Source organism: Streptosporangium sp. NBC_01810 (assembly GCF_035917355.1).
Classification (GTDB): Bacteria; Actinomycetota; Actinomycetes; order Streptosporangiales; family Streptosporangiaceae; genus Streptosporangium.
The window spans coordinates 3,094,258-3,116,657 of the sequence record NZ_CP109070.1 but is presented as its reverse complement, the minus strand read 5'-3'; the positions used below and the strand labels follow the sequence as shown (position 1 = coordinate 3,116,657).

Below are 22,400 nucleotides of genomic sequence, written 5' to 3'. Positions count from 1 at the left end.
GCAGAGGAATCCACAGGAAAACTGATGAACGCTGACGAGACGACCAGCAGCTCATAGCCCCTGGCCGATGATTCGGTCGCCGAGCCTGGCGACCAGCTGCGCGCGTACGTGCGCGGGAAGGGCGCAGCCGTGTGCGACGAGCGTGTCGAGCGAGGGCAGGTCGAGGAGGACGGCCCAGTCCTGGACGTCCTCGCAATAGGAGACGTCGAGATGGCGGAGGCCCTTCAGCGCCTGGAGCGGGGCCAGCGATCGCACGGGTGTGTTCCTGATCGACAGGTGCTCCAGCGTGCGCAGGCCCTCGATGCCGTCCAGGCCGGTCAGCGGTGTGTGCTCCAGGTCCAGGCGGGTCAGCGAGGTGAGGGCCGAGATGTTCTCGGGGACGCGGTGCAGGCGGTTGCCGGACAGGTCGAGCTCCGTCACCCCGGCCGGTGCGGCGAGGGCCGAGAGCAGGAGCGCCGGAGGCGGGAGTATCACCGGCCGGGGCTGGGCGAGCACCGGTGACCGCCCGGCGGCGGCCTCCTGCAGGACACGCCAGCGGTCCACCGGCTCGCCCGGCCCGCCGAGGCGGACGTAGCCCGAGGGCAGCCACGGCGCCAGCCGCTCGGCCACGATGTCGGCGCGGTCACCGGCGCCGACGACCCCGGCCCGCAGCAGGCCGTAGTGCTCGTAGGCGTGTTCGGCGGGCACGAACAGGTCCGCCACGATGTCCCCGCCCGCGACGAGGGACCCGTCGTTGCCCGAACAGAAGATCACTCCCGCGGCGACGGTGCCGAGTACCAGGTGGTCCGCCGCGCTGTGGATCGCGCGGGCCCGCAGGTCGCCGGTCACCGCGAGGTAGCTCTCCGAGACGTCGCCGTCGTCGAGGAGTCCCTCCACCACCAGTGAACCGATCACGATCAGCGGCGCCTTCACATCCAGCCACCCGGGAACGTAGGTGTCGCCGAACCAGATGGTGGCCCGGTGCACGGTCCACCCGGACTCGGTCCGCTCCGTGCCGTCGGGGAAGACCGAAGGTGCCTCGCCGGGAAAGGTCAGCGACCACGCCTGAGCGAACAGCAGGCCGTAGACGGGGGGCATGATGTGGTGCGGCCACTCTCCGGCCTGGGCCGGTCTCCGTAGCCAGGATCCGATCGGATGCAGCTCTTCGGCGACGTCGCCGAAATAGTCCAGCGCCTCCGAGCCGGCCCCGGCCCGCTGTCGGAGCACCGCCAGCGCCTCACCAAGACGCTCCGACGCCTCGGAGAAATGCTCTTCCGTCAAATCCATGTCGCATACGGTACTCACCGCAACGAATGCCGCGCGCCGTTCGAGCGACGCTCCCGGATGCCGGGCGTGTCGGAGAAACCACCGGGCGCGACCACCCGGCGGCGAAGGGCAAAATGGATCTTCGCCGGGACCTCGGGTACCGTGCCCGGGGTCCCGGAGAACTCCGGTGCGCCTCGCGAACACGAATCATCGTGACATCGGAAGGATGGATAGACATATGGAGGCCGGAAATCACCGGACCCTGCGGTTGCTCGTCACCGGAGGCGGAACCGGTGGCCACACCTACCCCGCGCTGACCACCGTCGCGGCCCTGCGCGACCACGCCGGCGCGCGGGGGATCGACCTGGACGTGCTCTGGGTCGGTACGGCGACCGGCCTGGAGGCCCGCATCGCGGCGGAGCACGGCATCCCGTTCCGGGCCATCAAGGCCGGGAAGCTCAGACGCTCGCCCAACCCGCGTGAGCTGGCCACCAACCTCGCGGACATGTTCCGGATCCCCGTCGGCGTGCTCCAGGCCTTCGGTATCGCCGCCCGCTACCGCCCCGACGTGGTGCTGTCGACCGGCGGGTACGTCTGCGTGCCGCTGGGCGTCGCCTCCCGGGTGCTCGGCCGCCCGCTGGTCATGCACGAGCAGATCACCTCGTTGGGGCTGGCCAACCGCATCCTGTCGCGCTTCGCCCGGCGGATCGCGCTGACCCACCCCTCCTCGATCGAGCACCTGCCCCCCGGGGTGCGCGACCGGGCCGTCGTCACCGGCAACCCGGTCCGTCCCCACCTGTTGCGCGGCAACGTCGACGCGGGGCGGCGTCACTTCGGGCTCTCACCCGACCTGCCCGTGGTCTACGTGACCGGCGGCGCGCAGGGAAGTCGCCAGATCAACACCATGGTCGAGACGATCCTGCCCGAGCTGCTCGCCCGGGCGCAGGTGCTCCACCAGTGCGGCCCCGACTGGATCGGTCAGCTCACCCGTACCGCCGCAGGGCTCCCCGAGCGGCTGCGCGATCGTTACCATCCCGTGCCGTACGTCGGTGCGGAGCTGGCCGACGTGTTCGCCGCCGCCGACGTCGTGGTCTCCCGCAGCGGCGCGGGCACCGTCGCCGAGTTGACCGCCGTCGGCAAGGCGTCCGTCCTCATTCCTCTGGTGCCCTCCGCGGCCGACGAGCAGCGTCAGAACGCCCGTTACCTCGCCGAGGCGGGCGCCGCCCGGGCCCTCCTGGAGAACGGTCCCACCGCCGAGGCGCTCCTGGCCGAGCTGGACGCGCTCCTGCGGGACCCGGGCGCCCGCGCCGCCATGGCCGGCGCCGCCGGCTCCCTCGGCCGTGTCGACGCCGCCGACGCCCTGGCCCTGGTGCTTCTGGAGGAGGCGAGAGCGGACGGCAGGGCCGGCTGAACCGGCGGGGCCGCGGCCGCTGGACATTCCCGTCGAGTCCGTCCACGGCGCGGCCCCGTCAGCGGCGATGCGCCGGGCGAAGACCTCGGAGGGGCGGGAGCGGCCGTGGAGCTCGTTCGGTCAGGTCAGGTAGTCGCGCAGGGCACGTGAACGCGAGGGGTGGCGCAGCTTCGTCATGGTCTTGGACTCGATCTGCCGGATGCGCTCGCGGGTGACCCCGTAGGCGCGGCCGATCTCCTCCAGGGTCTTCGGCCGTCCGTCGCCGAGCCCGAACCGCATCGCCACCACCCCGGCCTCACGCTCCGACAGTGCCTCCAGGATCGTGTGCAGCTGTTCCTGGAGCAGCGCGGCGGCCACCGCGTCCTCGGGGGTGATCGCCTCGGAGTCCTCGATGAGGTCGCCGAACTCGCTGTCGCCCTCGGTGCCCAGCGGGCTGTGCAGGGAGATCGGCTCTCGACCGTACCCCTGGACCTCGACGACCCGCTCCGGGGTCATCTCCAGCTCCACGGCCAGTTCCTCGGGGGTGGGCTCGCGGCCCAGGTCCGTCGTCATCTGCCGGTGCACGCGCGCCAGCTTGTTGATCACTTCGACCATGTGCACGGGGATGCGGATGGTGCGGGCCTGGTCGGCGAGTGCCCGGGTGATCGCCTGCTTGATCCACCAGGTGGCGTATGTGGAGAACTTGAACCCCTTGGTGTAGTCGAACTTCTCCACGGCGCGGATCAATCCCAGGTTGCCCTCCTGGATCAGGTCCAGGAACAGCATGCCCCGGCCGGTGTGGCGCTTGGCCAGCGACACCACCAGGCGCAGGTTCGCCTCCAGAAGGTGGTTCTTGGCGCGGTGGCCGTCCTCGGCGAGCCATTCGAGCTCCGCGCGCACGTCGGGCTGGAGCCGGTCGCTGTCGTTGAGCCGTTCGGTGGCGAACAGGCCGGCCTCGATGCGCCTGGCGAGCTCGACCTCCTGCTCGGCGTTGAGCAGGGGAATCCTGCCGATCTGTTTGAGATAGTCCTTGACCGGGTCGGTGCTCGCTCCGACGCTCGCCTCCAGGGCTGCGGGCATCTCGTCGTCGTCGGTCAGGACGATCTCGTCTTCTTCCTCAACGGTGCCTTCCACGGTGGCGGCTTCCATGGCGTTCACACCTTCCCCGGGTCTGGTCAGATACAACAACCCGTGCAGTTCAAGGTACGTCCCGCGAAGGTGTGCTGCGGCGCCTGGCTCGCCGTCGTGTTCTTCGCCGGGAGCGGAGATCCTTCGCCGCCGGGGCTCTCATGGGGGCGGTCGTCGGGTTCTGCCGCCGAGTGGGCGGCCGGACCGCCTTTCCGGGTGGGAAGGCGCCCCGGCCGCCCTTCGGTGACGCTGCGGGTGTCGCGATGGTGGTCGGGGGGGCGAGGCCCCGCGGGATCAGGCCGGGAAGTCGCCGGGGGAGACGCCGCGGGTGCGGGCGTTGCCACCCCTGCTGGGGGTGAGGGTGAGGGTCCAGATGGTCGAGCTGCTGGAGGTCGTGACGAACCTCAGCCGGTTGTCGAAGCGCTGGTAGGAGGGGTTGCGGGTGAACCTGCCGCTGGAGGTGCTGAACCTGTAGCCGGAGGTGTAGAAGATGGTGTAGGTGCCGTCCCTGACCACCCTGACGGTGGCGGTGGACCGTGCGCGGACGTAGACGCTGAGCGCCTTGGACCTGCCGCGGACCAGGGTGATGACGGCATCCGTCCGGTTGCCGTTCTTGACCTTCAGGGTGCCCTGTCCGGGGCTGTAGCGGGAGTAGAGGATCTTTCCGTTACTCGGTCGTGCCGCCGCCTCAGTGGTGGAGACCGTGATGGTCTTCGCGGTCGAGGCGGTCGAGGCGGTCGAGGCGGTCGAGGCGGTCGAGGCGGTCGAGGCGGTCGAGGCGGTCGCGGGGGCGGCGGCGTAGCCGGTCAGCAGAACGGATGTGAGGATCGCTCCGGCGAGGGGGCGTAGATTGATCATTGCGTAAATATGGCCAATCCTCGGTGGCAGGTCAAAATAATTCGTATTTGCTGCGTCTTTTCGCCGGTTTTGCGAAGATGTCGGAACCTTTGGCGAGCAAGAGACTGCTTGGGGTGCCCGTACCGCATGCCCTGGCGGTGGTCACGGGGAGGTGAAACCCTGGATCGTTCCAGGTGGATTCGGGCGTGACCTCACCTTCGCCGGGATCCGGTCAGGGGGAGGAGAGCGTCAGGACGGCGGCGCCTTCGACGCGGTCGGCGGCCAGATCGGCCAGGGCCCGGTCGGCCTCGGCCAGAGGGTAGGGCAGCGTGGTCACCCGGGGCGGGTGGAGCGCGGTGAGTTCCAGGTAGGCCCGGCCGTCGGCCCGGGTGTTGGCGGTGACGCTGCGCAGGGTGCGCTCCTGGAACAGGTGGCGCCGGTAGGTCAGAGGCGGGATGTCACTGAGATGGATGCCCGCCACCGCGAGGGTTCCGCCCCGGTCCAGCGCGGCCAGTGCGACCGGTACCAGCTCGCCCACCGGGGCGAACAGGATCGCCGAGTCCAATGGCTCGGGCGGGGCGTCCGCGGCGTCGCCCGCCGAGGCCGCGCCAAGCGTCATGGCCAGTTCCCGGGCTCTGGCCGAGCGGGTCAGCACGTGCACCGTCGCGCCCTGGGCGATGGCGATCTGCGCGGTCAGGTGTGCGGAGGCGCCGAAGCCGTAGATGCCCAGGCGCCCGCCGGAGGGAAGGTCGCTGCGGAGCAGGGCGCGGTAGCCGATGATCCCCGCGCACAGCAGCGGTGCCAGCTTCTCCGCCGGCGTCTCCTGCGGAAGCGGGTAGGCGAAGTCCTCGGGGACGGTCAGGTATTCGGCGTAGCCGCCGTCGGCGTCCCAGCCGGTGTAGGCCGAGTGGGGGCAGAGGTTCTCCGAGCCCCGCAGGCAGTAGCGGCAGTGACCGCAGGTCGAGCGGAGCCAGGCCGCGCCCACCCGGGTGCCCGGCGACAGCCGCCCGGCGTCGGGGCCGGCGGCCACCACCCGGCCCACAGCCTCGTGACCGGGTGTGATCCTCGGACGGCGCGGCCGGAGATCGCCCTCGGCAAGGTGCAGGTCGGTCCGGCAGACCGCGCAGGCCTCGACGCGGACCAGCACCTCACCGGGCCCGGGGGCGGGAACCGGAACGCGGACCCTCCGCAGGGGATGCGAGCGGATCGGCCCGGGGTGGGCGACGACCCAGGCGTCCATCTCCTCGGGGATCACACGCCGCGCCGGATGCGTCGGCCGGTGACCTCGGTGGCGGCGATCCGCACGTACAGCTCCCGTTCGCCTCCCGCCCACGGCCGGACGCCCAGCGCCGCCAGGGCGGCCCGGTCCTCCTCGGAGGAGACGCGGTGGATCCCGCCGCGCACCAGCACGCTCCAGCCCTCCTGGCAGGCGTCGTCGATCCGGTCGACCTCGAAGGCGACCTTGGACTCGGCCCCCTGAACCTCGGTGCGCAGGGGGGCGTCGAGCGGGCCGCCGAAGGCGGTGCGGAAGATCACCGAGTTGCCGTACAGGGCGTAGTTGACCGGCAGGATCACCGGACCCTCGGCCTCCTCGAAGGCGATCCTGCCCACCCCGCCGGGGGTGATGAGCCGCAGGCACTCGTCCCGGTCGAGCTTCTCCAGCTCGGTGTGACCTGTCGCCCGGCCGTGGCCGGGCGGCAGGTCGGTGTACCTGCCCAGCAGTTCCTCGGGCCTGGTGTCCAGGGCGGTGGCCACGCGGTTCACAGTGCCGGTGTTCGGTGAGGCCACGGACTCCTCCAGGTAGGCGAGATAACCGGGATCGATTCCGGCCCGCCTCGCCAGCTCCTCCCGGCTGAGGCCGAGATCCTCGCGTCGTCTGGCGATCCGGCGGCCAAGGTCGCCCGGCGCCGATATGCGTCCGGTCATGGGTTTCTCCCACTGAGAAGATCGATGTCGCTGCGAGTCCGGGGCTCCTCCGGCTCCGCGCCCCCGATCGGCATCACCTGAGGCCTCCCCGCCCTCGCGCGCCCCTAACCCGTCGCGGCCCGAGGCCATAGCGGTGGTCATCACCTGCGGAAACCTCGCCGCCGTCGGTGAGCTTCCGCGGGGAGGGCCGTAAGTCACCGGTACGGGGACGACGGGACCAAGGTCCTTGCGATCAGGGCCCGGCGGCCCTACGCGGTAACCCTCCCGAATCGGGATTCTTGCCGAGATATCACTCGTGAGACGGAGCATCAATGGACGTCTTGGACCTGTCGCGCTGGCAGTTCGGGATTACGACGGTCTACCACTTCCTGTTCGTGCCGCTGACGATCGGCCTGTCGGTGCTCGTTGCGGGATTCCAGACCGCCTGGCACCGTACGGGAAATCCCACCTACCTGCGGATGACGAAGTTCTGGGGACGCCTATTCTTGATCAACTTCGCGATGGGGGTGGTCACCGGCATCGTGCAGGAGTTCCAGTTCGGGATGAACTGGAGTGACTACTCTCGCTTCGTCGGTGACGTGTTCGGCGCGCCGCTGGCGATGGAGGGACTGATGGCCTTCTTCCTGGAGTCCACCTTCCTCGGACTGTGGATCTTCGGCTGGGAGAGGCTGTCACCCAGGGTCCACCTGGCCACGATCTGGATCGCCGCGATCGGCACCAACCTGTCGGCCTACTTCATCCTCGCCGCCAACTCCTGGATGCAGCACCCGGTCGGCTACCGCCTCAACCCGCAGACCGGCCGCGCGGAGCTCACCGATATCTGGGCGGTGCTCACCAACTCCACCACCCTGGTCACCTTCCCGCACGTGCTGTTCGGCGCGTTCATCGCCGCCGGGACGTTCGTCGCCGGGGTGAGCGCCTGGCAGCTGCTCAGAAAGAGGCACGTGGAGCTCTTCCGCGTCTCGGCGCGGGTGGCCATGGCCGTCACCCTGGTCGCCTCGGTCGGGGTGGCCGCCTCCGGGCACTGGCAGGCGCAGATCATGACCGAGCAGCAGCCGATGAAGATGGCCGCCGCCGAGGCGCTGTGGGAGGACGAGACCTCCGCCGGCTTCTCGCTGTTCGCCGTCGGCGACGTCCAGAACGGCCGAAACCACATCAACCTACAGGTCCCCTACGGGCTCAGCCTGTTGTCCACCAACACGCTGGACGGCCGGGTGGAAGGGATCAACGACATCCAGGCCCGCTACGAGGCCATCTACGGTCCCGGCGACTACCGGCCGGTGGTCGGTCTCGCCTACTGGTCCTTCCGGCTGATGATCGGCTTCGGCGCGCTGGCCGCGCTGCCGGCCCTGGCCGGGCTCTGGCTCACCCGGCGCCGCAGGCTCCCGGCCGGCCCGTGGTTCCACCGGATCGCCATCGCCGGCATCGCCCTGCCCTTCCTGGCCAACTCGCTGGGGTGGATCTTCACCGAGATGGGCCGCCAGCCCTGGACCGTCTTCGGGCTCATGCGTACCGCGGCCGCCGTCTCACCCGGCGTCGACATCACCGAGGTCGCGATCACGCTGGTCGGTTTCACCCTGCTGTACGCCGTGCTCGCGGCGATCGAGGTCCGGCTGCTCCTCAAGTTCATCCGCCTCGGTCCCGAGGACGAAGCCGGCGAGAAACCCGCCGACGCCGTCCCCGCGCTCTCCTACTGAGGCACCCACCAAGGAACCCCCATGGAACTCACCACCGTCTGGTTCGTGCTCATCGCCGTGTTGTGGACCGGCTACTTCGTCCTGGAGGGATTCGACTTCGGGGTCGGCGTCCTGCTGCCGCTGCTGGGCAGGGACGAGGCCGACCGCAGGACCGTCCTGGCCACCATCGGGCCGGTCTGGGACGGCAACGAGGTCTGGCTGCTGGTCGCCGGAGGCGCGACGTTCGCCGCCTTCCCCGAGTGGTACGCGACCCTGTTCAGCGGCTTCTACCTGCCGCTGTTCCTCATCCTCGTCGCGCTCATCCTGCGCGGCGTGGCCATCGAGTACCGCAACAAGAGCGACAGCTCCCGAGGCTGGGACCGTACGCTGTTCATCGGATCGCTGCTCCCCGCCTTCCTGTGGGGTGTGGCCTTCGCCAACATCGTCCGGGGCGTCCCGCTGGACGCCGACCACGAGTACACCGGGACGCTGCTCACCCTGCTCAACCCGTACGCGCTGCTGGGCGGCCTGGCCACGCTCTCGCTGTTCGTGCTGCACGGCGCGCTCTTCCTGACGCTGCGCACCGATGGCGACCTGCGCGCCCGCTCGGCCGTCATGGCGAAGAGGCTCGCCGTGGCCACGCTGGTCGTGGGCGGAGCCTTCCTGACCGCCACCCAGCTCATGAACGGCAGGCCCGCCACCTGGGCGAGCGCGGCGCTGGCCGCCGCCGGGATCGCAGGCGCGCTGCTCGCCACCCTGCGCGGCCGCGACGGCTGGGCCTTCACCGCCAACGCGGTCGCCGTCATCGCCGTCACGGTCACCCTCTTCGGTAACCTCTGGCCCGACGTGATGCCCGCGCTGGACCCGGCCAACAGCCTGAACGTCGACAACGCCGCCTCCACCCCGTACACGCTCACGGTGATGACGTGGGTCGCCGTCGTCTTCACCCCGCTGGTCCTCGCCTACCAGGGCTGGACCTACTGGGTGTTCCGCCGCCGGCTGACCCGCACCGACCACGGAGACGCCCGCGCGGCGTGACGTCTGCGACGAACCCGGATCCGTCAGCCCTCGTGCCAGGAGGACGGCCGAGCCGGGTGAAGGACGGCGTTGATACCGAGCGCCGCCGCGGCACGGACGTTGACCGCCCGGTCGTCGAGGAAGGTGACGTCACCGGGGGCGGCGTCGAGCCGGTGCAGGACCCGTTCGAAGATGGCGGCGTCCGGCTTGGCCAGGGCCAGGCGGCAGCTGTAGAAGCGATGGGCGAACGCCGCGGACCACGGGGCGTCGTCGATGGCCGCCGCCAGCGACTCGGGGGCGTTGGAGAGCAGGGCGAGCCGGTGGCTCCCGGCGAACCCCTCGATCACGCGCAGGGTCTCGGGGTCGAGGTGGGACCAGCTCGCGGTGTCGGCCGCGTCGAGCCTGGCCACGAGGGGATCGCCGTCGTCGAGCCTTCGGCCTACGACCTCGCTCCAGTACGAGTGGGGGGCCTGGCCGAGGTCGTAGGCGTCGCGGTGGCGCCAGTAGCGGTCACGGAAGGTCGCGAGATCCTGGCCGGAGAGCTCCGCCATGACCGCTACCTCCTCGGCGGGCTGCGGCATGGAGATGACCTCGCCGTAGTCAAGCAGCATCCACGTGGTCACAGGCTCTCCTTGCTATGGGGCGGTATGGGTCGCGCATCTACAGCCTGCCCGCCGCGCCGGGTTGGAGGGGCCCTCCAGGCCCGACAGGATCGGATTTCTCGACAGGCTCCTCAAGGGTGGTCGCGAACGCGCGCCCTGGAGCCCGGGGTTGCCGGGCGGCCTTCCCCGAGGAATATCACATCAGTGTGCATACCGTCCGTCCCGGCCTGTCATCGAGACCGAGGGCATCGCCACCGTCCCGCCCGTCCGCCGTTCGGCGGCCTGGCACCTCAGCCGGTGACGATCGTCAGATCGGCGCGGGCACGGACGTCGTCGCGGGCGTGAAAATCCTCCTCCTGGGACGCCCAGCGCTCCCAGTGCGGGGCGTAGAGATCGCCGTCGCGCCCCAGCGCGCGGGTCCTGCGCACCTCGTCCGCCGCCTCCAGCCAGAGCAGGCCGCTCAGGTACGGCGCGGCGGCGAGGGCGCCGGAGCCGGCGCCGTCGACGACCAGGGTCCCGGTGCCCGGAACCTCGTGCCACTCGGCGTAGGCGCCCTCCCCCCAGTCGTAGCGTCGCCACCGCGCGGGCCGGTCCAGGCTCAGCGGCCGCAGGACCCACTCGGCCAGCGCGTCGACCCCGCCCAGCAGGCCGTCCCACCCCGGGTAGAGGTCGTCCATCCGTACGACGGGAGCGGCCAGTTCCGCGGCCACGGCGGTGGCGAGGGTGGACTTACCCGACCCCGACCGCCCCTCGACGGCCAGGACGCGGGTGCGCCCCGCCCGCGCGGGGCGGGCGCGCAGCCAAGCCGCTATCCGCGGCGCGTGGCCGTTCACGGGGATCGTCGCCATCTCGGCAACCTATCGAGCGGGTGCCGCCCGCGGAACGCGCGGCCGCACCGCTGGACGCCGCGGCCGGCAGGTCTCGTACTCGACGCCGAGTACGGGTTTGTCGGTCAGGGGCGTCAACGTTCCGCGCATCACGGTCGCGGGTGAGGAAATCCCCGCGGGCGTCGGCAATCCGTGCGTGGTGAGAGGCGGGATCCCTTGGGCTGGCTGGCGGCGGGCGACGGGTATGAGGTCGCTCTTGTGGAGGGCCGGGTGGCGGCGAGGGCCACCGCCGGCCGGGCGGCGGGACGGCGGCTGAAGTCGCTGCCCAAGCAGGTGCGCGAGCATCCCGAGGTCGAGCGGCTGCGCCGCCTGGCCGAGTGGCTCGACCGGCACGAGGCCGCCTGTGTGGCACGGGTGGACGCCTGGATGGTGTCATCCCTGCCGGTCCCCACCGAGTTGGTGGCCCGGTTGTGGCCGGACGAGGCGTGGCGGTCGGTGCTGCGCGATCTGGTGGTGGTCGGCGACGCCGAGGTGGGTTTCCTGTGGGACGTCACGGCCTCCGGTGAGCTGCGGTCGGTGAATCTGGACGGCGAGACCGTCCGGCTGTCCTCAAAGACGGTGACCCTGCCGCATCCGGTGCTGCTGCCGGACCTGGAGGACCTGAGGGAGTTCGCCGCGGAGCTGGGCGTGATCCAGCGGGTCGAGCAGATCCACCGGGCGACCTGGGCCAGGCCCGGCGATCCCGGGGAGAAGACCGGCGAGGTGAAGGAGTTCGCCGGGGGGAGGTTCGCCTCCCGGTTCGGCCTCGCCGCCCGCGCGACCTCGCTCGGCTACCGCGTTTCCGGCGGCTACGCCACCTGCGCGGTGCGCGACGCGGGGCGAAGCGCCGAGGCGTCGGTGTGGATCGGAGAGCCCTACTGGGACGGTGAGACCAAGACGGGCAACCTGACCTGGCACGACCGGGAGGGCAGGCGGCTGCCGCTGCGGGAGGTCGGCCCGGTGGCCTGGTCGGAGGGAATGCGCATGGCCGCGGCGCTGTACGCCGGACGGGACGTCGAGAAGGGAACGAACACGTGAGTCACACCATGTCGGCGGCGTCGGCGAGTACCTCCGAGGTTCACGACCCGCGGGAAGCGGGACCGTTCGAGCCGTCCGGGCCGGAGAACGGGGCCGGAGAACGGGGCCGGGGAGCCGGAGCGGGTGGGAGTCGTGGCCGCCGCGCGGGAGCTGCTGGAGGCCGGGGCGGTTCTGCCGTCCGGCACGAGCGGGGGCGGCGAGCGGGCGGTGCCGCTGACCGCGCGCGCCTACCGGCACCCCGGGCTGGAGGACCGGGTGGTGGTGCGCCTGGTCGCCGAGGAACTGGGCGCCGCGGAGGATGCCGCGGCGCGCTTCCTCGGGCTGGAGCCGGACGGAGAGCCGGTCGTCGTCGGGCTGGGCCTGCGGCGCTCGCTCGGGTTCCCCGAGTGGGTGCTCGTGCATCACCCGCGGGACGGTCACCACGCACTCGCCCTGGTACCGGAGCTGGACCGCGCGGGCAGGCAGGCGAAGTCCAAGCCGAAGGCCGCCCTCGACGCCTACCAGCGGCTCGCAACGCAGCTGGCCGGGGCCGTCCCGCACTTCCTGCCGACGTTCCTCGAACAGGCGGGCCGGGTGTTCCTCTCGGTGGAGAACACCGCCTATGCGGCGCAGCTGTTCACCCAGGCGCGCAGGGCCGAGACCGAGCACGGCCTGCCCGTCGACGAGGACCGCCTCGCCGCGGTGTTCCTGGAGTTCGCGCTGGCGGGAGCCCTGCCGGTCAAGGCCCTGTCGGCGTACGCGAAGGAGCTGGCTGGCCGGGTGCCGGCCGACGAGGCCCTGCGCAGGGTCCACCGGTTGTGCGTGCGCCGCACGGCGGCCGGATTGTCGCCGTCCGCACAGATGGCCGCCGAGCTACGCCGCCTGGCCAGGGCCGCCGGGCGCGACGCGGACACCGAGGAGCAGGCGTACCTGGCGGATCTGCTCGGCCTGCCCGCCACCTCCGGGGCGCCGCCGGGCTGGTGGAAGACGCATCGCCCCGCCCTGGTGGCCCTCGCGCGGAGGGAGCCCGCGATCCGCGGGACGCTGCTGACCATGATGCCCGCCAACGGCGACGACGAGATGCCCGCCCTCTGGCTGGAGGTGCTGGAGGCGTCGGGCGCCACCGGGGGCCTGCTGGGAGGCGAGGAGGTGCCCAAGCAGGAGCGTCCCGCCGACGGCCGAGCTCGCCAGGACGCTGCGCGGCGGGCTCCTCGACGAGCTGGGCTGGCCCGCCTGGGACGAGGCGGTCGCCGCCCTCGTCGGTCCGAACGACCTGAACCGGATCGAGGTCGCCGACGCCTGGCCGAACCTGATCGTCTCGGGTCCCTCCCAGGCCAGGGTGATCGGCCCGGAAGGGACCGTGCTTACCCACGACCTGCGCCCCGCCCCGGACGGCACCTGGGGAGATCCCGGCTTCCACCACGTCGACGGCGAGTTGCTCGTCTACTGGCACACCTACGGCGCGGGCGACGAGCTGCGCGGATACTGGCACTCCTCGGCGGGCACGATCCTGATGCTGGAGGGGACGGACAACAGGTGGATGCTGGGCGCCGACACGGTCACCCTGCCCCTGCCCGGCGGCGGGAGGGTCACGGGCGCCGGTGTGCTGTACCCGGGTGACACCGCGGTGCCCCGCAGGCGCCGGCTGATCGGGGACGGAACCTCGTTCTGGACATGGGACGGCGACGTCGAGCACTGGCGCGAGCACGACCCGTCCGGCATGGCGGACGGCAGGCTGAGCATGCCCGGGTTCCTCGCCGCCGCCCTGCGCGTCGTGCGCGGCCTGCGTGCCGCCCGCGCACGCCATGACGGCCACCGCCTCGCCGACCTGGTCTCCGCGCTCCGGGAGCTCCTGCTGACCGCGGGCAGGCTCGCCGCGGCCGACCCCGATCCAGCCCTGGTGGGAACCGCTCGCCGTGCCTACCGGCAGGGCGAGGGACTGAGGGTGTACGGGGTCTGCCGGGAACCGGTGATCAGCGCCACCGGCTATGGAGGGGTGGTCACCCACCTCGTCGCCGAGGACGGCCGCTGGTTCTCCGTCGCGGACGTCAGGCCCGGGGGATCGGCACGTGCCCGCGGTGCCGCCACCGCCACGGTCGCGCTCGGCGCCGCGGCTCTCGACCACGCCCGGCTGGCCAGAGGGGGGCTGCTGATCTCCGGTGCGACGATCTCCCCCGAAGGGCGTCTCGGGGCGGGCCGCGGCGTACGGGCCAATCCCGTCGCCGGTCTGTCCTGGTCGGCCTCGCCGCTGGCGGCCCTGTTCGCCAGGCCGCTCGCCGAGACCGCCGACGTGACGTTCTCCGGGAACCCCTGGGAGGATCCGCAGGACGGCGGAGGAACGGGACAGCCGGTCGGATGCGATCTGGTGATCGTCGGCGCCGAGGGAGACCGGGTGCTCGCCCGCGAGCTGCCGCCACGTGAGGAGCAGGACGGTGGAGCCGGATCGTTCCCCGCGCCCGCCGGGCCTTCCGGCGCCGCGTGTCCTCTCCCGGGACCGGTGGTCTCGGGGGAGGCGGGACCGCTGATCCGGCTCGCGCCCGCCGACTCCCATCCCGATCTGGCCCATGTCGCCAACCTGCGACAGCTCGCGTCCAGGCCGGGGCTGCGGGTACGGGCGGTCGGCAGGTTGGACCCCGACAGGGCCGCCACCCTGCGCCCGCTCGCGATCGGTCCGGTTCCCGGAGCCGGTCCGACGTTGCGCCTGCCCGCCGAGTGGATGGACCGGGCCGATCTCGGGTACGACCGCCTGCGAGGCTCATACCTCCCGTCCCGCGAGGAGTGCCGCCCCTGGGAGGAGGCGACCGAGGCCGGTACGGACCTGGTGGCGGCCTCCCCCCTGTGGCGGGTGCGCCACCTGGTGGAGCTGGCCGTCTCCGGCGGGCGGCGGGCGGTCGCCGAGTCCGCGCGCGGAGACTCCCTCGCCCAGCGGGCCGGGCTCCGCCGCGCCGGCTTCGAGACCGCCGCCGACCTCGTCGGTGTGCTCACCGCGGAGGCCGACCGCCGCACCCGCGACGTGTTCGGCCGCCTGGCCGACCCCGGCGGCGACCTGTACGCCTGGACGTGGCTCGCCGCCGCCGTCCATCTCACGGCCACGGAACGGGCACTGGTCCGGGCGTCCTGGCACGACGGCCAGGTCCGCCGCGCTTTTGGAGAGCCGGCCGGATGACATCGATGGTGGCGCCAGGAAGTGGTCAGGAGTGGCCGTGACCGCTCGCCCGTACCGGGGCCTCACGGCGTTGTCAGAGCCGGGTCGCGGCCGTCGTGGTCGTGTGCCCGGCTTCGATCTCACCGTCGGGGCCTGATGGGGTCGTGAACTGTTCGTGATCTTATTTGGAGCGCGACAATGCTGGCCACAGAGGGCAGTACGATCTACTGTAATTGACAATAAACCGTGCGTAAGGAGTGGGGCGTGGATCTCATCGTGCCGCCGGTGGAACGGGTGTGGTGATGGCCGGTCAAGCAAGCATCGGTGACCGCATCCGCGGATTGCGGTTGAGCAGGCACATGTCCCAGGCGCAGTTGGCCGGGCCCGACCTGTCCGACAGTTATGTCTCGCTCATCGAGTCAGGGAAGCGGAATCCCACCCCGAACGTCACACGCCTGCTCGCCGAGCGGCTCGGCTGCGGCATCGAGTTCCTGCTCCACGGGATCGAGCCGCACCAGCGCGTCGACATCGGGCTCGCCCTGCGTCACGCCGAGCTGGAGTTGTGTCACGGGGACCCGGCCGTGGCGGCCGATCGTTTCGCGGAAGCGGTCAGGGCCGCGGGTGACGACAATGCCGCCCTGGCCGCGCAGGCGAGGTTCGGCCAGGCTCGCACGCTGGAGGCCCAGGGGCACACGGCTCAGGCGGTCGAGGCCTACGAGCGGCTTCGCCGCGAGGCCGCGGCGCATCCCGAGCGTCTCGCGGACCTACCGCTCGTCGTGGCACTCTGCCGTTGCTATCACCGAGCCGGTGACATGCTACGCGCCCGGGATCTCGGGTTGGAGGCTCTGGCCCAGGCCGTCCGGCTCGGGCTCGACCAGGGGGCTCTGGCCCTCGACCTCGCCGTGGTGCTCGCCGAGACGGAGATCGACCTGGCATATGCCGAGCGGGTGCTGTCGGCGTCCGGCATGCCCGACGCCGTCGACCGTGGTCCGGAGGTTCTCAGCCTCTGGCAGGTCGGTATGGCCGCGGCGGAGAAGGACTCCGCGCTCGCCCTGCGGCTCGCGGAGGACGCCATCGCCGTCGGTCGGCCCACGCGGATGGCCTCCGACTACGTCCGGAGCGCGATGTGCTGGGCGTGGATCACCGCTGCGAGCCCCGAGGGCGCCGGCCTTGACCGGGCGGGCGAGTTCGCCGCCTCCGCGGCCGAGGTCCTCACGCGCCTGTCACCGGGGACGGTCGAGCACGCCCGGAGCCTGATCGTGCTCTCCCGCGTGCGGCTGCGCTCCGGCGACGTGGACGCCGCCGCCGACCTGTCGGACCGCGCTCTTGGCCTGCTCGCCGGTGCGCGCGGGACGGTGCCGGCCATGGCGTACCTGGTCCTGGCCGAGCTCGCCTTGGCACGCTCCAAAGACGGCGGCCCGGCTCTGGCTCTGGCGCAGGAGTCGCTCGCCGATCCGGTCGCCACGCCGGCCTCCTTCACCGACCGGCAGTCGGCCAGGCTCTGGCGCGAGATCGGTGACCTCTGGGGGCGGGCCGGATCGCCGGAGAGGCAGACGAACGCCTATCGCAGGGCGCTCGAAACCGTGGGGATCTGCTCGCGTATGGAAACGCCACCCGGTTCGGCATGGCGTGAGGTGGTGACTCCCGCTATTCCTGCGCACCTCGGCGCTGCGCACAGGTCGACGGCCGGCTGATCGCCCGCGGGGCCGGCTCCCTCCCCACTCGACGCGACGAGCGGGGACGGAGCCGGTCGTGGCGGCCCGTTCCGGCCCTCGGTGTCGAGATTCGCCACACCGGGCGGGTTGGTCGGAGCACTGTCGGGGCGCTGTCGGGGCGCTGCTGGAGCGCCTCCGGCGGGCAGAGGGCGAACAGTCGAAGGTGCCGGTGAGACCCTGCGGTGGGCATGCCGGATTGTTGAACGACTTTGAAGATGCCGATGTAGGCGGCGGAATTCGGCCGGTGGAATTCGTGCGTGCCCTCAGGGCCGCCCGTCGCCATTATTGTTAGGTTAGGCTAACTTAATCTCTGTGCCTCCCCCCGCAAAGAGCCATGTCCAAAGACGGCTGGCCGGTCTCTGTCTGCTCGGCGGCCTGCTGCTGCTCACCGTGCTGGCAGGCATCGCGATCGGTGCCAAGCAGATCCCGTTGAACCAGGTCCTCTTGGGCGTGTTCACCCCCGACGGCTCGGAGAACGCGCTGATCATTCAGGAGTTGCGGCTGCCGCGCACACTGCTGGGTGTGGCCGTCGGGGCGGCCCTGGGCCTGGCCGGCGCGCTCATGCAGGCGCTGACCCGTAATCCTCTGGCCGAGCCCGGCCTGCTCGGCGTCAACGGCGGCGCGGCGATGGCGGTCGTGACGGTGATCGGTCTGTTCCGGGTGGACGAGGTTCTCGTCTATGTGTGGGCGGCGTTTCTCGGGGCCGCCGGGGCGGCGCTGTTGGTCTACGCGATCGGGGCGCGCGGCCGTTCCGGTGCCACCCCCGCGCGGCTGGTCCTGGCCGGGGCCGGGATCAACGCGGTGTTCAGCTCGCTGACGGCGGGGGTGATGCTGCTCAGCCCGCGTGGCTTCAACGGCTTCCGGTTCTGGCAGGTGGGCTCGCTGTCCGGACGCGACCTCGGAGTCTTCGCGCAGCTCGGCCCGTTCCTGCTGGTGGGGACGGTGCTGGCGCTCTGCCTGGCGCGCCCGCTCAACGCGCTGGCCCTGGGAGAGGACACGGGGCAGGCGCTGGGCGTACGCGCGGGCCGGACCCGCGCGCTCGGGGCGCTGGCGGTCGTGGTGCTGTGTGGTGCCGCGACGGCGGCGGTGGGGCCGATCGCCTTCATCGGGCTGGCGGTGCCCTTCGTGGTCCGGGTGCTGGTCGGCCCGGACCAGCGCTGGGTGCTGCCGTACTCGTTGCTGCTGGCGCCGGTGCTGCTGCTCGGCGCGGACATCGTCGGTCGCGTGGTCGCGGCGCCCGGTGAGCTGGAGACGGGCATCGTCACCGCCTTCCTGGGCGCTCCCCTCCTGGCACTGATGGTCCGTCGTGGAAGGGTTCCTCAGCTGTGAGCATGAATCGTGTGCTGCGCGTCGGGGCCATGTCGGTGCGGTGGCGGCCGCGGGCCGTCGCGGTGTGCGTCGCGCTGGCGGGCATCGCACTGGGAGCGGCGCTGCTCGTGGTCGGCAGTGGAGACTTCCCCATCTCCGTCACCGAGGTGGTGGGAGCGCTGACCGGGCGGGGGGAGCGCGCGACGGAGTTCATCGTGCTCACGTTGCGCCTGCCCAGGGCCATCACCGGCCTGCTCGCCGGAGCGGCACTGGGCCTGAGCGGTGCGATCTTCCAGAGCATCACGCGCAACCCGCTGGGCAGCCCCGACCTCATCGGGTTCACCACGGGTTCGGCCACCGGCGCGCTACTGCAGATCCTGGTCGTCGGCGGCGGCACCGCAGCCATCGCGGCCAGTTCCGTCCTCGGCGCGGTGCTGACCGCGCTCGCCGTCTACCTGGTCGCCTACCGCGGCGGGGTGCACGGCTACCGGCTGGTGCTGGTCGGGGTCGCCGCGGCCGCGATGCTCGAGTCGTTCAACGTCTACCTCGTCACCCGGGCCGAGCTGCGCGAGGCGTACGAGGCGGCGTTCTGGCTCACCGGCAGCCTGACCGGCAGGGGCTGGCAGCACGCGTGGCCGCTGGCCGTCGCCATGGCCGTGCTCGTTCCGGTCGCGCTGGCGTTCGGGCGCCGGCTGCGGATGGGTGAGCTCGGGGACGACGCGGCCCAGGCGCTCGGTGTGCCGGTCCAGCGGACGCGGGCCGCGCTCGTGGTGACAGGCGTGGGGCTGGTGGCGGTGGCGACCGCGGCGGTGGGACCGGTCCCGTTCGTCGCGCTGGCCGCGCCGCAGCTGGTGCGGAGGCTCACCCGCCGGCCGGGCACGCAGCCCGTGCCGGCCGCACTGATGGGCGCGGCGCTGCTCGTCTTCAGTGACCTGGTGACGCTGCATCTGCCGGTCACGCCGCCGGTCGGCGTGGTCACCGGCGTGCTGGGCGGCCTCTACCTGGTCTGGTTGCTGTCGAGTGACAGATGAGGGGGGCGGGGGCGTGAGCGGGGCGCGCGGCCGGTGGGAGACGAGCGGCCGCACCTGGACGTCGACATGGTGGCCGCCGGCGTGATGGAGCCACCGCGGCTGCCGGCCGCGGGAGGGGGCGACTGACAGGTCATCACCGCGTGGCGGCGCGGCTAGGCGTCCTGAGGCTCGGTCTCCAGGGCCGCGCCGCGCAGGCCGGTGAGCGTGAGGGCCAGGGTCAGCGCCAGCGCGGCGCTGGCCGCTCCGTACACGACGATCGCGGCGCCGGGCGCCAGGTAGCGGCCGAGCGCGCCCGCGCCGAGCGCGCCGACGGCCTCGCCCCCGGTCTCCTGGGCGGCCCACAGGGCGTTCACCCGGCCGAGGTAGCCGTCGGGGGTGTGCGCCTGGATGAGGCCGTAGCGGAGGATCTCCTCGATGGACGCGACGAGACCGTACCCGAAGAGGATCGCGACCGCGAGCGCGGGATGCCGGGCCAGTCCCAGGCAGGCCAGGAGCACGAAGCCGCAGACCGACGCGACGAGCAGCGCCCTGCCCGGCGCGCGCGAGTGCACGACCCATCCGCTGGTGAGCGAGCCGAGCACCGCGCCGCAGGCCGGTGCGGTGTAGAGCAGGCCGATCGTGGCCGGGCCGCCGTCCAGTTGCAGGGTCGCGAACGCGGGCATGAGCACCGGGATGCCGCCCGCCACCATGAACAGCAGGCCGAGCAGCATGAGCGAGCCGATGACGCGGTGCGAGGCCACGAACCGCAGCCCCGAGCCGATCGCCCTCAACGGGTTCTCGGTGGCCACGACGGCCGGTCTCAGGGTGGGGAGCCTGGTCAGCAGGCCGAGGGTGACCAGGGTGCCGAAGGCCGCGACCGTGTAGTTCCAGCCGACGCCGAACGCCGAGATGGTCAGGCCACCGAGCGCGGGAGAGATCATCGAGCCGAGCCGTACGGTCAGCGCGTTGATCGCGCCCGCCGCGACGAGCTTGTCCGGGGGGACCAGGGCGGGAGTCGCGGCCAGCAGCGCGGTGACGCTGACCCCGGTCGCCAGCCCGTCCCAGGCCGCGAGCACGTAGATCGCCGCGAGCGAGGGGGAGGGCAGGAAGGCGTTCAGCGCCAGCAGTGCGAAGCCCAGGCCGGCCGCGCCGCGTGCCAGGAGCATCAACCGGCGCCGGTCTTGCCGGTCGGCCAGCACCCCGCCCCACAGGAACCCGGCGAGCAGGGCGAACCCCTCGGCGGAGGAGACGGCGCCGACGTGTACCGTCGATCCGGTCATCGCGTAGACCTGTACGGGCACCGCGACCAGGAGCATGCCGATGCCGAAGACCGACACGGTACGTGCGATGAACACGTCGCGAAAGGCCCTGCTGGTTCTCAGTGGGCTGATGTCCATGGCCAGATGGCGCAACATCTTCGGGGTTCTCCTCAGCGGGCAGAATCAGTAAGGTGAGGCTAACCTTAGTTGACCTTAAGGAAAGGGGATAGAAGCAGTGCAGCGGGTCCTTATGAATGGAAAAATCCACCGTGCCACCGTGACCCAGGCGGACCTGCACTATGTGGGTTCCCTGACGATCGACGCCGAGCTGATGGCCGCCGCCGATATCGTCGAGGGCGAGCAGGTCCACGTCGTCGACATCGACAACGGTGCCCGGCTCGTCACCTACGCGATCACGGGGGAGGCCGGCAGCGGGGTCATCGGTGTCAACGGCGCGGCGGCCCACCTGATCCACCCCGGGCACCTGGTCATCATCATCTCCTACGGGGCGTTCGACGCCGCGGAGGCGGAGGCGCACCGGCCCAAGGTCGTGCACGTGGACGGCGGCAACCGCGTCGTCGCGCTCGGCGCCGATCCGGCCGAGCCGGTCGCCGGTGCGGCGGCCCAGACAGCGGGGAGGTGACCGGCGGACGGACTCCGGGGTCGAGCGGGCCGTCCGGCTTTAGGTCCGAGCGGCTCGTCCGGCTTTAGGTCCGAGCGGGTCGTCCGGCTCGGGGGTGAGCGGGTCGCCCGGCTTTAGGTCCGAGCGCCCTCACGCGCGCGAAAGGCGTGCGTGAGGGCAAGCGCGCCTCTCACGCGCGCTGGACCACATACGGGGCGATGCTGGAGAGCTTCTCGCAGGTCTCCTCGTACTCGCGCTCGGGCGTCGAGGCGGACACGATGCCGGCGCCGGCCCGCAGCCACGCCCGGCCGTTCTCGCTGTAGAGGGCGCGCAGAACCAGGGCGGCGTCCATCGCCCCGTCCCGCGAGACGGTCAGGACGGCTCCGGAGTAGAGCCCGCGGCGCTCCTCAAGCCGGGTGATCGCGTCGATCGCCTCCGGCTTGGGGATGCCGGAGGCGGTCACGCCGGGAAACAGCGCGTCGAGCGCGTCCCAGCAGGTGCGGCCGGGTGCCAGTTCGCCGCTGACGCTGGAGCCCAGGTGCTGCACGCTGCCGCGCTCCTTCACCGCCATGAAGCCGGTGACCCTGACCGTGTCGGGCGCGCACACCTGATACAGCTCCTGCTGCGAGGTGCGCACCGAGACCGCGTGCTCGAAGATCTCCTTGGGGTCGCTCTCCAGTTCGTGACGGGTCCGTGAGTCCGTGCTCTCCCCTCGGCCGAAGGCTCGCGTGCCGGCCAGCGGCTGGGTCGTGACCGTGCCGCGCCCGTCGACGCCCACCAGCACCTCGGGGCTGAACCCGGTGGCCTGGAAGCCGTCCAGGTCGAGGAGGAACGAGCGGGCCGGGGTGTTGGCGGCCCGGCCGCACACGTACGTCGCGACGACGTCGACGGGGAACGGGATCGGCAGCCGGCGGGAGACGATGACCTTCTGGTAGAGCCCGGCGGTGATCTCGGAGATCGCCTGGGCGACCCGCGACCGGTAGTGGTCGCCGTCGGAGCGCACGTCGACGGGTGACGGTGCCGCGATTCGGGGCGCGCCGGGGGCGGCCAGCAGTTCGGCGACCCGCTCGGCCTCGCCGGTGTCGGCGCTCACCACCAGCGCGCGTCCCGCCTCGATGTGCACCTCGGTGCGTGGCACGACCAGATGGGCGAGCCGGCCCGCGGGGCCGGTCGCGGCGAACTCGAACGCGATCCAGCCGTAGGCGTTCCAGGCCGGCCACGGGGCCGCGCCGAACACCGCCTTCAGCGCCGCGGCCGGCCGGCCCGACCACGCCTCGTCCACGGAGGGGCCGTCCAGCCAGCGGCTGCGCACGACTCCGGATTCGAGGATCACCTCGCCCGACACCCCGCCCGCGAAGGTCCACAGGCCCGGTCTTTCGTACACGGTGTAGTCGTCGAACAGTCCTGAGCCGGCCAGACGGGCGACCAGGTGCAGCGGGTCGACCGTGCTGTCGACGACCACCTCCGCGCGCATCTCATCTGTGCTGATGCCAAAGGACACAAGACCCACCCCTCTGAGGGACCGGAAAGTCCGATCAATTTAGGTAAGGCTAACCTTGTGTTGATTTAATAGGCAAGGCTAACCTAACCTTTAGGCGGGCGACTGCCTGGCCCCCGGACCCACGAAGAAAGAGTTG

The 22,400-nt window shown here is 71.8% G+C and carries 17 protein-coding genes and 1 pseudogene; 9 read left to right on the top strand and 9 right to left on the bottom strand.

Annotated elements, in window-relative coordinates; translation table 11 throughout:
• Positions 1 to 51: 51 nt before the first annotated feature.
• Positions 52 to 1,266 (bottom strand): leucine-rich repeat domain-containing protein, encoded by a 1,215-nt coding sequence (locus OIE13_RS13895; protein WP_326639587.1) that lies wholly within the window; start codon positions 1,264 to 1,266, stop codon positions 52 to 54.
• 217 nt (positions 1,267 to 1,483) lie between these two features.
• Between OIE13_RS13895 and OIE13_RS13890 the strand changes: the two genes are divergently transcribed.
• The gene (locus OIE13_RS13890; protein ID WP_326639590.1) at positions 1,484 to 2,656 is read left to right on the top strand and encodes a UDP-N-acetylglucosamine--N-acetylmuramyl-(pentapeptide) pyrophosphoryl-undecaprenol N-acetylglucosamine transferase; all 1,173 of its coding nucleotides are present in this window, start codon (positions 1,484 to 1,486) and stop codon (positions 2,654 to 2,656) included.
• 120 nt (positions 2,657 to 2,776) lie between these two features.
• On the opposite strand, the pseudogene OIE13_RS13885 reads toward OIE13_RS13890, so the two are convergent.
• The 4 genes and pseudogenes from OIE13_RS13885 to OIE13_RS13870 all read right to left on the bottom strand — a co-directional run.
• Positions 2,777 to 3,733, bottom strand: a pseudogene (locus OIE13_RS13885) (RNA polymerase sigma factor); the annotation flags it as partial.
• A 324-nt stretch (positions 3,734 to 4,057) separates the two neighbouring features.
• Positions 4,058 to 4,621 (bottom strand): hypothetical protein, encoded by a 564-nt coding sequence (locus OIE13_RS13880; protein WP_326639591.1) that lies wholly within the window; start codon positions 4,619 to 4,621, stop codon positions 4,058 to 4,060.
• A 211-nt stretch (positions 4,622 to 4,832) separates the two neighbouring features.
• The gene (locus OIE13_RS13875) at positions 4,833 to 5,840 is read right to left on the bottom strand and encodes a zinc-binding alcohol dehydrogenase family protein (protein WP_326639592.1); all 1,008 of its coding nucleotides are present in this window, start codon (positions 5,838 to 5,840) and stop codon (positions 4,833 to 4,835) included.
• Positions 5,841 to 5,851: 11 nt separating this feature from the next.
• Positions 5,852 to 6,526, bottom strand: a complete 675-nt coding sequence (locus OIE13_RS13870; protein WP_326639593.1) for a pyridoxamine 5'-phosphate oxidase family protein — start codon at positions 6,524 to 6,526, stop codon at positions 5,852 to 5,854.
• A gap of 311 nt (positions 6,527 to 6,837) precedes the next feature.
• On the opposite strand from OIE13_RS13870, the gene OIE13_RS13865 reads away from it, so the two are divergent.
• Together OIE13_RS13865 and cydB are read left to right on the top strand one after the other, a co-directional pair.
• The gene (locus tag OIE13_RS13865) at positions 6,838 to 8,223 is read left to right on the top strand and encodes a cytochrome ubiquinol oxidase subunit I (RefSeq protein ID WP_326639595.1); all 1,386 of its coding nucleotides are present in this window, start codon (positions 6,838 to 6,840) and stop codon (positions 8,221 to 8,223) included.
• Positions 8,224 to 8,244: 21 nt separating this feature from the next.
• Positions 8,245 to 9,240 carry a cytochrome d ubiquinol oxidase subunit II gene (gene cydB, locus OIE13_RS13860; protein ID WP_326639596.1) on the top strand — a complete coding sequence of 332 codons (996 nt, stop codon included), beginning with the start codon at positions 8,245 to 8,247 and terminating at the stop codon, positions 9,238 to 9,240.
• A gap of 23 nt (positions 9,241 to 9,263) precedes the next feature.
• Here the strand turns inward: cydB and OIE13_RS13855 are convergent, their stop codons facing one another.
• Together OIE13_RS13855 and OIE13_RS13850 are read right to left on the bottom strand one after the other, a co-directional pair.
• Positions 9,264 to 9,842, bottom strand: a complete 579-nt coding sequence (locus OIE13_RS13855) for an HAD-IA family hydrolase (protein WP_326639598.1) — start codon at positions 9,840 to 9,842, stop codon at positions 9,264 to 9,266.
• A 269-nt stretch (positions 9,843 to 10,111) separates the two neighbouring features.
• Positions 10,112 to 10,669 (bottom strand): hypothetical protein, encoded by a 558-nt coding sequence (locus tag OIE13_RS13850; RefSeq protein WP_326639599.1) that lies wholly within the window; start codon positions 10,667 to 10,669, stop codon positions 10,112 to 10,114.
• A gap of 195 nt (positions 10,670 to 10,864) precedes the next feature.
• On the opposite strand from OIE13_RS13850, the gene OIE13_RS13845 reads away from it, so the two are divergent.
• The 5 genes from OIE13_RS13845 (at position 10,865) to OIE13_RS13825 (ending at position 18,903) form a co-directional block, all read left to right on the top strand.
• Positions 10,865 to 11,725 (top strand): DUF4132 domain-containing protein, encoded by an 861-nt coding sequence (locus OIE13_RS13845; RefSeq protein WP_326639601.1) that lies wholly within the window; start codon positions 10,865 to 10,867, stop codon positions 11,723 to 11,725.
• 1,339 nt (positions 11,726 to 13,064) lie between these two features.
• A complete protein-coding gene (locus OIE13_RS13840) occupies positions 13,065 to 14,870 on the top strand; it encodes a hypothetical protein (protein ID WP_326639603.1) in 1,806 nt (601 codons plus the stop codon).
• Positions 14,871 to 15,151: 281 nt separating this feature from the next.
• Positions 15,152 to 16,543 (top strand): helix-turn-helix transcriptional regulator, encoded by a 1,392-nt coding sequence (locus OIE13_RS13835; RefSeq protein ID WP_326639605.1) that lies wholly within the window; start codon positions 15,152 to 15,154, stop codon positions 16,541 to 16,543.
• Positions 16,544 to 16,876: 333 nt separating this feature from the next.
• Positions 16,877 to 17,893 (top strand): FecCD family ABC transporter permease, encoded by a 1,017-nt coding sequence (locus OIE13_RS13830; protein WP_326639607.1) that lies wholly within the window; start codon positions 16,877 to 16,879, stop codon positions 17,891 to 17,893.
• A 2-nt stretch (positions 17,894 to 17,895) separates the two neighbouring features.
• Complete coding sequence (locus OIE13_RS13825; RefSeq protein WP_326647084.1) at positions 17,896 to 18,903, top strand: FecCD family ABC transporter permease; 1,008 nt, start codon at positions 17,896 to 17,898, stop codon at positions 18,901 to 18,903.
• 152 nt (positions 18,904 to 19,055) lie between these two features.
• Here the strand turns inward: OIE13_RS13825 and entS are convergent, their stop codons facing one another.
• Positions 19,056 to 20,297: an enterobactin transporter EntS gene (gene entS, locus OIE13_RS13820; RefSeq protein WP_326639609.1), complete on the bottom strand. Its 1,242-nt coding sequence runs from the start codon at positions 20,295 to 20,297 to the stop codon at positions 19,056 to 19,058.
• 79 nt (positions 20,298 to 20,376) lie between these two features.
• On the opposite strand from entS, the gene panD reads away from it, so the two are divergent.
• The gene (gene panD, locus OIE13_RS13815; RefSeq protein WP_326639612.1) at positions 20,377 to 20,784 is read left to right on the top strand and encodes an aspartate 1-decarboxylase; all 408 of its coding nucleotides are present in this window, start codon (positions 20,377 to 20,379) and stop codon (positions 20,782 to 20,784) included.
• 169 nt (positions 20,785 to 20,953) lie between these two features.
• Here the strand turns inward: panD and OIE13_RS13810 are convergent, their stop codons facing one another.
• Entirely contained in the window at positions 20,954 to 22,264 is a 1,311-nt protein-coding gene (locus OIE13_RS13810) for a salicylate synthase (RefSeq protein WP_326639613.1), read from the bottom strand.
• Between the last annotated feature and the right edge of the window lie 136 nt (positions 22,265 to 22,400).

Excerpts from the sequence above, each read along its gene's own strand:
- OIE13_RS13895 (WP_326639587.1), bottom strand. The coding sequence starts at position 1,266 with ATGGATTTGACGGAAGAGCATTTCTCCGAGGCGTCGGAGCGTCTTGGT.
- OIE13_RS13890 (WP_326639590.1), top strand. The coding sequence starts at position 1,484 with ATGGAGGCCGGAAATCACCGGACCCTGCGGTTGCTCGTCACCGGAGGC.
- OIE13_RS13880 (WP_326639591.1), bottom strand. The coding sequence starts at position 4,621 with ATGATCAATCTACGCCCCCTCGCCGGAGCGATCCTCACATCCGTTCTG.
- OIE13_RS13875 (WP_326639592.1), bottom strand. The coding sequence starts at position 5,840 with ATGGACGCCTGGGTCGTCGCCCACCCCGGGCCGATCCGCTCGCATCCC.
- OIE13_RS13870 (WP_326639593.1), bottom strand. The coding sequence starts at position 6,526 with ATGACCGGACGCATATCGGCGCCGGGCGACCTTGGCCGCCGGATCGCC.
- OIE13_RS13865 (WP_326639595.1), top strand. The coding sequence starts at position 6,838 with ATGGACGTCTTGGACCTGTCGCGCTGGCAGTTCGGGATTACGACGGTC.
- cydB (WP_326639596.1), top strand. The coding sequence starts at position 8,245 with ATGGAACTCACCACCGTCTGGTTCGTGCTCATCGCCGTGTTGTGGACC.
- OIE13_RS13850 (WP_326639599.1), bottom strand. The coding sequence starts at position 10,669 with ATGGCGACGATCCCCGTGAACGGCCACGCGCCGCGGATAGCGGCTTGG.
- OIE13_RS13835 (WP_326639605.1), top strand. The coding sequence starts at position 15,152 with ATGGCCGGTCAAGCAAGCATCGGTGACCGCATCCGCGGATTGCGGTTG.
- OIE13_RS13825 (WP_326647084.1), top strand. The coding sequence starts at position 17,896 with ATGAATCGTGTGCTGCGCGTCGGGGCCATGTCGGTGCGGTGGCGGCCG.
- entS (WP_326639609.1), bottom strand. The coding sequence starts at position 20,297 with ATGTTGCGCCATCTGGCCATGGACATCAGCCCACTGAGAACCAGCAGG.